This is a genomic window from Streptomyces sp. NPDC006733 (assembly GCF_040636125.1).
Taxonomy (GTDB): Bacteria; Actinomycetota; Actinomycetes; order Streptomycetales; family Streptomycetaceae; genus Actinacidiphila.
Window position 1 is genome coordinate 33,689 of sequence record NZ_JBEYJD010000038.1, and the last position, 12,117, is coordinate 45,805.

At 75.5% G+C, this 12,117-nt stretch carries 11 protein-coding genes; 4 read left to right on the forward strand and 7 right to left on the reverse strand.

The annotated features are described in order from the left end of the window. Window positions 1-141 precede the first annotated feature (141 nt). Genes ABZ721_RS29540 through ABZ721_RS29570 form a run of 7 tightly spaced genes read right to left on the reverse strand, consistent with a single transcriptional unit; the run spans window position 142 to window position 8,455 of the window. A complete protein-coding gene (locus ABZ721_RS29540; protein WP_358791802.1) occupies window positions 142-1,206 on the reverse strand; it encodes a ketoacyl-ACP synthase III family protein in 1,065 nt (354 codons plus the stop codon). Next, window positions 1,203-2,102, reverse strand: coding sequence for a hypothetical protein (locus tag ABZ721_RS29545; protein WP_358791803.1), 900 nt, complete (start codon window positions 2,100-2,102; stop codon window positions 1,203-1,205). Before ABZ721_RS29545 ends, ABZ721_RS29540 begins: the two co-directional genes overlap by 4 nt. Next, window positions 2,099-3,400: a cytochrome P450 gene (locus ABZ721_RS29550; protein WP_358791804.1), complete on the reverse strand. Its 1,302-nt coding sequence runs from the start codon at window positions 3,398-3,400 to the stop codon at window positions 2,099-2,101. Before ABZ721_RS29550 ends, ABZ721_RS29545 begins: the two co-directional genes overlap by 4 nt. Beyond that, window positions 3,393-6,197, reverse strand: coding sequence for a PEP/pyruvate-binding domain-containing protein (locus ABZ721_RS29555; protein ID WP_358791805.1), 2,805 nt, complete (start codon window positions 6,195-6,197; stop codon window positions 3,393-3,395). The genes ABZ721_RS29550 and ABZ721_RS29555 overlap by 8 nt, the downstream gene beginning before the upstream one ends. Continuing rightward, entirely contained in the window at window positions 6,190-6,894 is a 705-nt protein-coding gene (locus tag ABZ721_RS29560; protein ID WP_358791806.1) for a nitroreductase family protein, read from the reverse strand. Before ABZ721_RS29560 ends, ABZ721_RS29555 begins: the two co-directional genes overlap by 8 nt. Before the next feature lie 2 nt (window positions 6,895-6,896). After that, complete coding sequence (locus tag ABZ721_RS29565; RefSeq protein ID WP_358791807.1) at window positions 6,897-7,580, reverse strand: isoprenylcysteine carboxylmethyltransferase family protein; 684 nt, start codon at window positions 7,578-7,580, stop codon at window positions 6,897-6,899. After that, the gene (locus ABZ721_RS29570) at window positions 7,577-8,455 is read right to left on the reverse strand and encodes an AfsA-related hotdog domain-containing protein (protein ID WP_358791808.1); all 879 of its coding nucleotides are present in this window, start codon (window positions 8,453-8,455) and stop codon (window positions 7,577-7,579) included. Before ABZ721_RS29570 ends, ABZ721_RS29565 begins: the two co-directional genes overlap by 4 nt. A gap of 167 nt (window positions 8,456-8,622) precedes the next feature. Here ABZ721_RS29570 and ABZ721_RS29575 point away from each other — a divergent pair, with 167 nt between their 5' ends. From ABZ721_RS29575 to ABZ721_RS29590, 4 genes are all read left to right on the forward strand, one after another. Further along, entirely contained in the window at window positions 8,623-9,051 is a 429-nt protein-coding gene (locus ABZ721_RS29575; protein ID WP_358791809.1) for a GntR family transcriptional regulator, read from the forward strand. Beyond that, a complete protein-coding gene (locus ABZ721_RS29580) occupies window positions 9,048-9,977 on the forward strand; it encodes an ABC transporter ATP-binding protein (protein WP_358791810.1) in 930 nt (309 codons plus the stop codon). Before ABZ721_RS29575 ends, ABZ721_RS29580 begins: the two co-directional genes overlap by 4 nt. Continuing rightward, on the forward strand, window positions 9,974-10,987 hold the full coding sequence (locus ABZ721_RS29585) for an ABC transporter permease subunit (RefSeq protein ID WP_358791811.1): 1,014 nt from the start codon (window positions 9,974-9,976) through the stop codon (window positions 10,985-10,987). Before ABZ721_RS29580 ends, ABZ721_RS29585 begins: the two co-directional genes overlap by 4 nt. Before the next feature lie 62 nt (window positions 10,988-11,049). Further along, window positions 11,050-12,108 (forward strand): ABC transporter permease, encoded by a 1,059-nt coding sequence (locus tag ABZ721_RS29590; protein WP_358791812.1) that lies wholly within the window; start codon window positions 11,050-11,052, stop codon window positions 12,106-12,108. Window positions 12,109-12,117 lie beyond the last annotated feature (9 nt).

A 12,117-nucleotide genomic window follows, 5' to 3' on the forward strand; every position in this document is an offset into this window, starting at 1 on the left:
TACCAGGCAGGGCTCCGGCCAATCGGCTCCGGCCGCCGCGTCGCCCGTGCGGCGCACCCCCGCCGGCAGCACCGACCCGAACGGCCCAGCGCCGCACACCGGGCCGGGCCTCAGCCGGGCGGATCCCGTCCGGGCCGGGCGTCAGGTGTTCGGCTTCCATCCGGGCCGGGCGATGACCTCGACCAGGGCGCACGCCAGGGAGATCCCGACGCCGTTGCCCATCATCAGGATGTGGTCCCCGGGGCCCACGGCGTCGGTCTCCAGCAGATGGGCGAGCCCCACGAGTTGGTCGTTGACGCCGAGGTGGCCCAGGGTGCGGCCGAGTTCGAGCAGGCCGCGCGCGGGGTCGATGCCCAGCGGGTCCAGCAGGGTCCGCAGGTAGCGGGGGTGGCCGGTGAAGACATGGGTGACGCGGGTGACGTCCGACGCCTTCACCCCCGCCTCGTCCAGCACCTGCCGGGCGAGTGCGGTCCGCGCCCGCGCCAGGTCGGCGGCGACCCGCTCCGCCGCCCCCGGATGCCGGGCGGCGTAGGCGGCCATCCGCGAGCCGAGGGCGAGCGGGGTGCCGGCGGTGGCGCCCGGGGGGTGCAGCCGCTCGTCCCCCCGGTACAGCTCCTCCCACCCGGGGAGGGACGACGAGGCGACGGCCCGCACGCGCAGCGGACCGGTGTGCGCGGACAGGACCACCGCGGAGCCGGCGTCGCCCAGCACCGACCCGCGGCCGGTGCGCCAGCCCGCCGCGTACGTCCAGCGGTCGAAGAGCGGGGTGCCGTAGTTGTCGGCCCCCGTCACCAGCGCCGCCCCCGCGCCGCCGTGCGCCGTCAGGTACCCGTGCGCGAGCTGGACGGCGTCGAGGATCCCGGTGCACCCCTGGTGGAGGGCGAACGCCGGCACGGTGCTCGCGGGCAGCAGCCGCCGCTGGAGGTACTGCGGGGCGTACCAGAGGTCCGGGCCCTGGTGGTAGGTGCCGGCATGGATCAGCAGCGCGATGTCGGCGGCCGCCACCCCGGAGCGCCGCAGCGCCAGGGCGCCCGCGCGCGCCGCGAGTTCGGGAGCCGGCTCGGATCCGGCGACCGCGACGCTGCGCCAGCCGTCGGCCTCGGCCGTCCGCGCGTCGTACAGCCCCTGCCGGACGGCCTCGGCGACGGGGAACAGCTCGGGCACGCGGGTGCCCAGGCCCGCGATGAACAGCCGGTCCGTCCTCATGCGGTGACCCCCAGACCGATCACGGCGTAGCAGGCGAACGTGGTCAGGAGGTAGGCCAGGACCGCGCGCAGCGGCCAGCGCGGTGCCCCGCCGTGCACGAAGCGCCGTGCCGCGCCCGCCACGAGCAGCAGCGGGAGCACCACCAGCCACCCCCACGCGGACGGGCCGCCCGCCCACGGCCGCAGCGCGGCGAGCCCGGTCGCGGCCGAGGCCACCGCGAACGCCACCGCGATCACGGTCGTCGCGCGCAGCCCGAAGACCTGCACGTAGGTGCGCGCTCCCGCGCCCGGTGACCGCAGCACCTTGCGGGCCACCTCGTGGTGGAAGGCCGCCAGCAGGACGACGGCCAGGCCGGCGAGCAGGGCCGGCCCGTGCGCCGGTACCCCCGCGCTGCGCAGGAAGACCGCGTACAGGTACCCGTTCAGCAGCACCTGGACCGGCGAGCTGAGCAGCACGCTGAGCACGACCGCGTCCCCCGGCGGCCAGCCGAAGCGCAGCTCGGCGGCGACCAGGCCCACCGTGTACAGGAGCTGGCCGGTGAGGATCAGCACGGCGGGGCCGTTGCCGGCGTTCAGGGCCAGGAGCACGGCCGAGCCCGCCGCGAACAGCACGACCAGGTCGCGGGCGTGGACGGCGCCGCTGGCCAGCGCGCGGTCCGGGTGGTGCAGGCGGTCGTAGGCGGCGTCGCGCAGGTCGTCGGCGACCCGCATCAGCAGCAGGTCGAGGGTGACCGACACGGCGGCGACGGCCGTCCCGGCGTCGGGCCGCCAGGCGGGCGCGCCGGGCGTGAGGGCGGCGAACAGCCCGGTCACCCCCAGCGCCCAGGCCGTCGCGAAGACCGCGGACAGCGGCAGCGGGTAGCTGCCGCGTACGAACAGGCCGACGCGCCGGATCACCGGTCCGCGTCCCGCACCGCGGCGGGCGTCGCCGCCGACTTCGCCCAGCGCACCGGCAGTTCCCAGACGCCGCGGATGAACATCGACTCGCGCCAGCGCAGTTCCGACGCGTCGACGGCCAGCTCCAACCGGTCGAAGTGGCGGAGCAGCGCGGCGAGGGCGATCCGCAGTTCGGCGCGGGCGAGTTCGGCCCCGAGGCAGTAGTGGCGCCCGTGGCCGAAGGCGAGGTGCCCGCGGGTGTCGCGGCCCGCGGTCCGGCCGGCGTCCCGGCCGGTGCTGCGGTCGGTGGCGCGGTCGGGGTCGAACGTGTCCGGATCGGCGAACACCGCCGGGTCGCGGTTGGCGGCGTCGGTCAGCGCCACCACGACCTCCCCGGCCCGCACCACCCGCCCGCCGAGCACGGTGTCCGCGCGGACCAGGTGCGGCATGCCGCCGGTGGTGTTGAGGGAGGTCCAGCGCAGCATCTCCTCGACAGCGGCCGCGATCCGCTCCGGCTCCGCGCGCAGCCGGGCGGCGAGCGCGGGGTCCTGGAGCAGGAGCAGGACGCACATGGCGAGCTGGTTGCCGGTCGTCTCGTAGCCGGCCATCAGCAGACCCGAGGTGAGGACGGTGATCTCGTCGGGCGACAGGGACCGGTCGGGGTCGCCGGCCGGGCGGCGCAGCAGATCGGTCAGCAGGTCGTCGGCGCCCTGTCCGGCGTCCAGGGCCCGCCGCTTGGCGGCGGCCAGCTCCTGGAAGTACGCGTGCATCCGGGTGTGGGCCGCCGCGACCTCCTCGGGGTGGTGCCCCGAGGTCGACATCAGGATGTCGGTCAGCGCCCGGAGCTGTTCCCCGTCGGCCTCCGGCACGCCCAGCAGGCCGCACATGAACCGCAGCGGGAACGGCACGGTCAGCGCCTGGACGAGGTCCGTCTCGCCGCTGTCGGCGCCGCCGGTGAGATCCGTCAGCAGCCGGTCGGCGAGGGCCTCCAGGCCGGGCCCGGCCGCGCGCGCCCGCCGGGCGGTGAACGCGTGCAGGACCGAGCGGCGGCGCCGCGTGTGGTCGGGGGCGTCGGCGGTGGCCAGCGAGAGCGACGCGGCCCGGCGGGCGAGCAGCGGCCGGCCGGCGTAGCCGGCGCGGCTGAACCGGTCGTCGGTCAGTACGGTGCTGACGTCGGCGTGCCGGGTGACGAGCAGCGCGCGCCGGCCGCCGGCCAGCAGCACCGGGGCGGGCTCGCCCGCCGCGAGCAGGTGCCGGTACTCGGCGGGCGGGCACACCCCGGCGCCGACCGGGAACGGGAAGGGGATCGGCTCAGTCATCACGCGGCGCCCTGTCGGTGGGGTCCGGGAGGAGCCGGACGGTGCCGGCGCCTCCGTCGATCTCGATCCAGGCGCCGTCGGGGATGAGCGCGGTGGCTCCCGCGACGGCGACCACGGTGGGGACGCCCAGCAGCCGCCCGGTGATCGCGGTGTGCGAGAGCAGCGTGCCGCGCTCCACGACCAGCCCCTTCGCCGCCGTCATCAGGAACAGCCAGCCGGGGTCGGTCTCGCGGGCGACCAGGATCCGGCCGTCCGCCGCCGACCCGTCCGCTGCGTCCGGCCCGCCCCGGTCGGTGCCCTGGGCGGCGGCCGGGTCGAGCAGCACCCGGGCGCGGCCGCGGACGACCCCGCCGCTGGAGCCGAGCCCGTGCAGGACGGAGCCGTCGCCGGACCCGCCTGCGGGCTCGTCGGGCTCGACGGCCACGGCGTCCCGCAGTGCGGCGCCCAGCGGCCGGCCGGCCACCGTGGACAGCAGGGCGGGAAGGTGCGCGGCACGGGTGCGGCGCTCGCGCGCGGCGCGCCGCAGGGCGGCGGTCGACCGCAGGTCGGTGCAGACGAGGGTGCCGTCGAAGGCGCCGATCACCTCGTCGACCGTCAGGTCGACCACGTCCAGCGGGTCGTCCAGGACGCCGGTCCTGGCGAGTTCGGCCCCCAGCCGCCACAGCACCTCGCGCGAGAGGCCGAAGAGCTGGGTGCGGCAGAACCGGGTGTCCTCCCGCACCCGCACCAGCCGCCGGGTCGCCGCCGCGAGCAGGAGCAGCACCGCCCGGCGGACCGGACCCGGGCAGACGGCGCGCAGCCGGGTGCGGGAGCGGGCGGCCGCGGCGCGCTCGTCGGCCCGGTTGGCGGCGACGGTGGCGCCCTGCCGGATCAGCGGGCGGACGAGGTCGAGGACCATCCAGGGCCGCTGGCGGGGAGTCGGCTCGTCCAGCTTCAGGTCGTGCAGCGCCCGGTCGCCGTAGCGCCGCAGGTACGCCAGCGCGGAAGCGGCGACCGGTGCCCCGTGGCGCCCGGCCGTCACGTCCTGCCAGACCTCCCGGGGATCGCCGCTGCCGACGGCGGCGCGCAGCTCCGGGAGCGCCCCGATCTCCTCGGCCAGCGCGATCGCCGCCCGTACCGCGGCCAGCGACCGGTTCTCCCGGCCGCCGGAGAGCAGCGCGGCGAACACCTGCGGCCCCTCGCCGGTCCAGCGGCGCAGCAGTGCGGTGCCGCAGCGCAGGACGGCCAGCAGCAGGATGCTGTTGACGAGCGTGACGCCCCAGCGCGTCGAGGCCCGCGCCCACACGCGGCGGTGCAGCGCGATGAGTTCACCGGGGGTGTCACCGGTCGCCGCGGCCTCCGCCGTCTGCCCGTCCCACCAGCGCAGGAACCGGTGGACGTGCCAGGGGTGCAGCGCCGCGCGCAGGAGCAGGCCCGGGACGGCCAGCGCGACGCGGGGGCGCGACCAGCGGCGCGGGGCGCGTGCCGCGCCGGTGATGCCCATGGCCTCTTCCCAGGGCCGCCGGACGAGTTCGAAGGCCGGCATCCGGCCGTGCAGCGCGTGCCAGTCGTCGATGCGGTAGTAGACGCGGCCGTCGAGGAAGCCGACCATGCGCCGCAGCCGGTCGGCGCTGTCGTGCAGCTGCCGGCGGGAGACGCCCATCCGCCGGTAGAGGTCGGTGAACGAGCACCGGTAGAACTCCTGGGCCAGCGAGTAGGTGAGGGCGCCCGAGATCCCCGGATAGCTCTCGGTGATGTTGTGGTTGCCCCAGAACACCCGGCTCGGATCGGACTCGGGAGCGGATACGGGTGCGGGTGCGGGTGCGGGTGCCGGCGGCGCGGCGGATGGCAGCACCATCGGGCGCGCCTGGACGAGGTGGACGGCTCCGTCGGGAGTGATGGTGCCCTCGATGTCCTGGGGGCCGCCGAGGAACCGCTCCACGCGGGCGGCCAGCGCGGCCACGGCCAGGGCCTGTCCGTCGTCCAGCACCGGGGCGGCGGCCAGCGCGTCCGGCACGGGCAGCAGTACGGGGTCGCCGGCGGACGTTCCGTCGGGCCGTCCCACCGACCACCGTTTGTGGACGGTCCTCGCGGTGACCCGGCGGTCGTCCAGGTCGACGAAGAAGTGGTCGACGTCGGCCTTCTCCTGCACCACGCCCTCGCCGATGCCGTGCGCGGCGGCGATGAGGTGGCGCCGGGCGCCGTCGCGCGGGTCGCGGGTGAACGCGACGAACGACCGGGTCCCGGGGACCATGCGCTGGATACCGACGGCAACCCGGGCGCCGGCGGGGTCGAGGCCGCGCCACAGCCGGTAGCGCACCGCCTCCGGGTTGAAGGCGGACGCCCAGCAGCGGACGACGGCCGCGAGCAGGTCCCGGCGCGGGACGTACAGGAAGCTGTCGCTCATCCCCGCGAAGGGGTCCTGGGCGCTGTCCTCCCCGATGCCGCCGGCCTCGGCCGGCACCACGCAGGCGCGGACGGCGGCCGTCCCGCCGGCGCCGACGAGGTCGTCGAACGCGCTCGCCGTGCGGGCGGCGAGTTCCGCCGCCACCGTCGAGCCGGCCAGCGCCCGGCGGGCGGCCGCGCACCAGTCGGCGGCGGCCGGTTCGCCCGCCGCGGGTGCGGGGGTCGGGGGCAGTAGCGGGCGCAGGGCGGCGAGCGCCTCGTCGAACGCGGGCGCCGGGAGGCAGAAGAAGTCCGGTACGGGGAAGCCCTCGTGGCGCAGCGCCCGCAGGCGGGCGAACTTGTTGCCCACCTGACCCGGATCCCCGAGCGCCGGTCCGGCGGTCAGGGGCGCGGTGGCGAGGACGTCAGGCATCCGGTGCACCGCCCCCGGTACCGGCCGGCGGGGTGGTCCAGCCGTCGAAGTGCAGGACCTCCTCGACGGAGCCGCGCGGCGCGGGCCGCAGCCGCGAGCCGAGCAGGTGCGCGGTCGGGATGAGGGCGCCCTGCCGTACGTCGTCGGGCAGGCCGAGGAGCTCGGCGACCTCCTGCTCGAAGTCCAGGTGGACCGAGGTCCAGGCGGCGCCCAGCCCCCGGGCCCTGGCGGCCAGCATGTAGCTCCACACGGCGGGCAGCAGCGACCCCCAGGTGCCGGCCTGGCTGCCCTCGGGCAGCCGGCCGCCCGGTACCCGCAGGCATGGGATGACCAGGACGGGCACCTCGTGCAGGTGCGCGGCGAGGTGGCGGCTGCTGCGCATCATCCGCTCGTGCGCCGACGGCGGTTCGCGGTCGGCGGCAGACGGCGGGACATCCTGCGGCGGTGGGTCCTGGGGCGGTGGGTCCTGCGGCGGGGGGTAGCGGCCCTCGAAGGCGCGCCGGTAGACAGCGCCGATGCGCGCCCGCAGCTCGGGGTCGGTGACGATCACCCAGTGCCAGCGCTGGCTGTTTCCGCCGTTGGGCGCCTGCAGGGCGATCTCGACGCAGCGCGTGACGACGGCGAGGTCGACGGGCCGGGACAGGTCCAGGCGCCTGCGGACCGAGCGCGTGGTGGAGAGGAGTTCGTCCGGGGTCATCGTCACCACACCCGCGGGCAGAGCCGGGCGCGGCCGACGGCGTACGCGCGGTAGCCGGGAACGGTCAGGAGCAGCCGCTCCTCGGTGCGGATGCGGTGCACGACGGCGACGGCCAGCGCCGGCAGGAGCGCGGCGCTGAACGGGTTGAGGAAGAAGCCGACGAACCCGAGGTGCGCGAGCAGCATTCCGGCGTAGGCGGGGTGGCGGATGACGCGGTACGGACCGCCGGAGACGATCCGGTGGTCCTGCTGGCGCATCACATGGTGCGAGTAGAAGCGCCCCAGGGTATGGATCGCGATCTGCCGCAGGGCGATCCCGGCGAGGAACACCGCGGCCGGGAGCAGCAGCCACGGCGACCAGCGGTGCCACGGCAGCGGTCCGGTGGCGGCGGCGACCGCCGTCGCGATACGGGCGGTGGCGTACCAGAGCAGGGTCGCGGACTCGGCGGGCGGTGCGGTGGCCCGGCGGAACGTCACCGGGATCTCCAGGGCGAGCCAGCCCAGGTACACCGCGGCGAGCAGGCCGGCGGTGAGCTGGACGGGGTCGGCGTAGTGCCGCAGGTGCGTCACCAGCCCCGGTGCGACCGCCAGGACCACCAGGCAGAACAGCAGGCGCGGCGTGTAGGCCCGCAGCGGGACGCGGGCGGTGCGGGGCCGGTCGCCGGCCAGGGGTTCGGTGGCGCTCATATCCCTCTGCGCTCCAGGTACCGGGCCCGGCTGACGGTGTGGATGTCGAGGGCGACGCGGCCGATCCGCACATCGCTGCCCGCTTCGGCCAGCGTCAGGTCGTAGTCGGCGCGCCGCCCCCGGCGGGGGGCGAAGTCCCAGCGCAGCGACAGCGGGGTGGCGGCCGGAACGGTCAGCGGCAGGTCGGCGTCGAGGGAGACCCAGAGCATCTGGGCGTCCGGTTCGCGCTCGTGGGCCACGTGCCCGAGCAGCGTGGACATCTGGCGGGCCGACTCGATCAGCGCCTCGGGCGCGTGCGCCCCGCCCGCCGTGCGGCTCAGCCGGTGACCCGGCGGGGGCAGCAGCACCGCGGCCTCCGCCCAGGCGCCCCCGGTCCTGCGCGGCGCGCCGAGCAGCACGTTCTCCGGCCGCTGACGGTGCACCAGGCGCGCGTCGGCGCGCTCCAGCTGGTGGGTCGGCGCGGGCCGCCGGGCCCCGCCGTACCGGAGCGGGGGAGCCGGCTCCCCGGGCGCCCGCAGCGCGTCCAGGCCGATCAGAGCGGTGCAGACCGGCACGCCGTCCTGCTCGGCGGTCGCCCGCCAGCGCGGTCCGCCGGAGGAGGGCACCGGCGAGCAGTGCAGCAGCACCTCGCGGTCGGGCGCGCAGAGCCGGTCGAAGGTGAGTGAGATCCGCAACCGTCCGGCGGCGCCGGCGCCGTACCGCTCGTCGGACTCCTCCCGCACCAGGCCGAGCAGCCCGGCCGCCAGCAGCATGCCGGGCACGTGGTCGAGCGGATGATCGAAGAAGAACGGGTCGGAGACGTCCACGCACAGCGGCGCGGACCGTCGGCCGACCGTCGCCGCGGCCGGTCCCGCGGTCGGGGAGGTGATGGTCATCGCCCCACTCTCACCGCCCCCGGTCACCCACCGGTCATCCGCCGGTAGGAGCCCGGTAAGCGGTGCTCGCCGCGGTCCGGCAACGTCCCCCGGAGGCGCGGTGGTTGACGCGGGGGCGGCCTTCCATCACTATTCCACTACTGAACTAGTGAAAGGGTGATGCGGGCATGATCGAATACCGCATCGACCGCCGCAGCGGCGTGTCCACGTATCAGCAGATCGTCCTGCAGACCAAGCAGGCACTGCGGTTGGGCCTGCTGCGGCCGGGCGACAAGCTCCCCACCGCGCGGGAGGTCGTCGAAGCGACCGCGATCAACCCCAACACGGTTCTCAAGGCCTACCGCGAACTCGACCGTGAGGGACTGGTCGAACCCCGCCCCGGACTGGGCACGTTCGTCCGGCGCTCGCTCGCCCGAGCCGGGGCGGAGGCGGACGGACCGCTGCGCGCCGAACTGGTCGGCTGGGTGGACCGGGCGCGCGCGGCGGGACTGGAACGTGAGGACGTCACCGCGCTGGTGGCCTCCGTACTGGAACAGCGCTACGGGACCGGGGCCGCCCCGGACACACCCGCGCTGCACATCGAGGGGGACGCATGAGGGATCAGGAAGACGCCGGGCGGACCGCCGTGGAGGTGGTCGGCCTGAGCATGGGCTACCGACGGGAGTGGGCGCTGCGGGAGTGCGCGTTCCGGATCCCGGCGGGCCGGGTGTGCGGAGTGGTGGGCCCCAACGGGGCGGGCAAGAGCACCCTGCTGGCCCTGGCCGCGGGCCTGCTGCGTCCGACCGAGGGCACCGTCCGGACGCTCGGCAGCCCCGCGGACGACCCGAAGCGGCGCCACCGGGTCGGGTTCGTCGGCCAGGCCAAGCCGCTCTACCCGCGCTTCACGGTCGCGGAGACGCTGCGCCTGGGCCGCGAACTGAACCCGGTCTGGGACGCGGGCGTGGCCCAGCGCGTCGTCGACCAGGGCGAGCTCAGGCCCGGGGCGCGCATCGGGTCGCTCTCCGGCGGCCAGCGTACCCGTGTCGCACTGGCCCTGGCCCTGGGCAAACGCCCCGAGCTGCTGCTGCTCGACGAACCGATGTCGGACATGGACCCGCTGGCGCGCCACCAGCTCATGGGCACGCTGATGTCGGAGACCGCGGAACACGCCACCACCATCGTGATGTCCTCGCACATCCTCAGCGAACTGGAGGGCGTCATCGACTTCCTGCTGCTCGTCGACGCCGGCCGGGTGCGCCTGGCGGGCGAGGTGGACGACATCGTCCGGGCACACCGGGTCCTGGTCGGCGCGCACAGCGGTCCCGCGCTCCCACCCGAGCTCGCCGCCCACCACGTCATCGAGACGCGGTACAGCGGACGCCAGCTCACCGCACTGGTCCGCCCCGAAGGACCGGTCGGCGGCGCCTGGCAGAGCAGCGAGCCGGGCCTGGAGGAGCTGCTCCTGGGCTATCTGCGCTCGCCGCAGGCCCCGTCGATGTCCACCGACAGCGCACGCGTCCTCGAGACGGCGGTGACGGCATGACGACCGGCACCCTCGACACACCGGCCCCTCCGGTGCCGCGCCCGCAGGCCGGCGGACGGCTGCACGGTCTGCTCTGGCTGGTCTGGCGGCAGAACCGGGTCGCGGCCTGGGCGGGCCTGGCCGTGGTGGTCCTCGGCTGCGGCTGGCTCCTGGCGGAGCACTTGGTCATCTCCGACGGCGTGAGCGCCGCGCACCGCGCCGGATGCGGCGAGCCCTTGGAATGGCGCAACGCGGGCTGCGGCAGGCGGTGGAACGACCTGTACCAGGACGTCCAGCGCTGCACACAGTTCGTCCTGCCCGCGTTCGCGCTGCTCCCCCTGCTGGCCGGCCTGTTCCTCGGCGCCCCCCTGCTGGCGCAGGAGTACGAGCACGGCACGCTTCCGCTCGTCTGGACGCAGTCCGTCCCGCGCGGCCGCTGGCTCGCCTTCCGGCTCGGCGGCGCCGGTCTGATCGTCCTGCTGGTGTCCGGGATCCTCACCGCGGTGGGCGGCCGGTTCTGGTGGACCGCCGTGTACCGGAACTCCTTCTCGTACGACAGTCCGTTCGCGGCGCCCATCTACCAGGTGATCGGTCCGGTAGCGGTCACCACGGCGCTGTTCGCACTCGCCCTGGGCACCGCGGCTGGGATGCTGTTGCGCCGCACGCTGCCGGCGATGGCGGTGACCGGCGGGGTCGTCGTCGCCGTCGAGCTCGCGCTGTACGCCCTGCGTCCCCACCTGTATCCCATGGTGCACGCGACTCAGGTCGGACCGAGCGGCGCGTTCCTGTTCACCGAGCCGCGAGGGGCCTGGCTGGTGTCGAACGGGACGGTACTGCCGGACGGCTCCCGGGTCCCGCTCAACCAGTGCGGCGACGACCTCGCGTGCCAGACGTCCCGCACGTTCTACGGTGATTACCACCCCGTCTCGCACTTCCTGCCGATCCAGTTCATCGAGTCCGGCATCCTGCTGCTCGGGACGGCGGCCCTGGTGGCCTTCGCGTTCCACCGGCTGCGACGCGCGGCGGTGTGACGGGGACTCCGCATGGCCCACTCCAGCGGGTGGTGCGGGGGCGGGCTGCCTAGCGTGGGGGGATGGCAGACCAGCACGGTGCGCATGTCAGGAGGCGTTCTCCCGGGGAGCACTGGGGGGCGTTCAAGCTGTCGCCGTTCCTGCCCGCCGTGGTGCTGGTCCTCATCCTCGGGGCGGCGGCCGGGCTCTTCGCGGGGTCCTACTGCTACGCCATGGCCAACCCCACCCCGCACCGCATCCCCACCGCGGTGACGGGGGAGTCCGACAAGGGCGAGGCGTTCGTGGCCGGGATGGAGAAGGCGCTCGGCGCCTCGCTCGTCGTGCAGCGGTACCCGACGTACGAGCGGGCTGTCGGCGCCATCGAAGCCCAGAAGGCCTTCGCGATCATCGAGCTCGGCCCCTCCGCCGTCCGGCTCGACACCGCGGGGGCGGCCGGGGCCTCGGTGGCGCGGCTGCTGACGACGGCCGCGCCGAAGGTCGGCGCCGCGCTGCGCACGCCGGTGGCGGTGCGGGACATCAAGCCGCTGCAGTCCACCGACCCGCAGGGACTCGCGCTGTTCTACATCTCGCTGGCCGCGGTCATCATCGGGTTCGTCGGGGCGATCCAGCTGAGTGTGCACGCGCGGGCGCTCAACGCGGGGGAGCGGGTCGCCTTCACGGTCGTGTACTCGGTCTTCGGCGGGTTCGTCATCTGCGCGGTGGTGGACTGGCTGCTGGGCGTGCTCGACCTGCCGTTCCTGCAGTCCTGGTCGATCCTGGCGCTGACGATGTTCACCTCGGGCATGGTCTTCACGATGTTCAACACCCTCGTCGGCCGCTGGGCGATGATCCCGACCTGGGGCCTGATGGTGCTGCTCGGCAACCCGTCGTCGGGCGGCGCGGTGTCCTGGCCGCTGCTGCCGTCGCCGCTGGGCCGCATCGGCCGCTGGCTGCCGCCGGGCGCCTCGGTCAACGCGCAGCACAACGCGATCTACTTCGCGGGACACCAGTCCGCCTTCCCTTACCTGGTGCTCGCCGCCTGGAGCCTGGTGGCCGTGACGGTCTTCCTCGTCTGGCGGCACCGCCACCCCGGCGGGCGGGAGCGCAACCCCGCACACGCCTCGGCGCCGGCCGGCGCCTGACGGCCCGCG

Coding starts and splice junctions, on each gene's coding strand:
- ABZ721_RS29540 (WP_358791802.1), bottom strand. CDS start 1,206: ATGAGGACGGACCGGCTGTTCATCGCGGGCCTGGGCACCCGCGTGCCC.
- ABZ721_RS29550 (WP_358791804.1), bottom strand. CDS start 3,400: ATGACTGAGCCGATCCCCTTCCCGTTCCCGGTCGGCGCCGGGGTGTGC.
- ABZ721_RS29555 (WP_358791805.1), bottom strand. CDS start 6,197: ATGCCTGACGTCCTCGCCACCGCGCCCCTGACCGCCGGACCGGCGCTC.
- ABZ721_RS29560 (WP_358791806.1), bottom strand. CDS start 6,894: ATGACCCCGGACGAACTCCTCTCCACCACGCGCTCGGTCCGCAGGCGC.
- ABZ721_RS29565 (WP_358791807.1), bottom strand. CDS start 7,580: ATGAGCGCCACCGAACCCCTGGCCGGCGACCGGCCCCGCACCGCCCGC.
- ABZ721_RS29570 (WP_358791808.1), bottom strand. CDS start 8,455: ATGACCATCACCTCCCCGACCGCGGGACCGGCCGCGGCGACGGTCGGC.
- ABZ721_RS29575 (WP_358791809.1), top strand. CDS start 8,623: ATGATCGAATACCGCATCGACCGCCGCAGCGGCGTGTCCACGTATCAG.
- ABZ721_RS29580 (WP_358791810.1), top strand. CDS start 9,048: ATGAGGGATCAGGAAGACGCCGGGCGGACCGCCGTGGAGGTGGTCGGC.
- ABZ721_RS29585 (WP_358791811.1), top strand. CDS start 9,974: ATGACGACCGGCACCCTCGACACACCGGCCCCTCCGGTGCCGCGCCCG.
- ABZ721_RS29590 (WP_358791812.1), top strand. CDS start 11,050: ATGGCAGACCAGCACGGTGCGCATGTCAGGAGGCGTTCTCCCGGGGAG.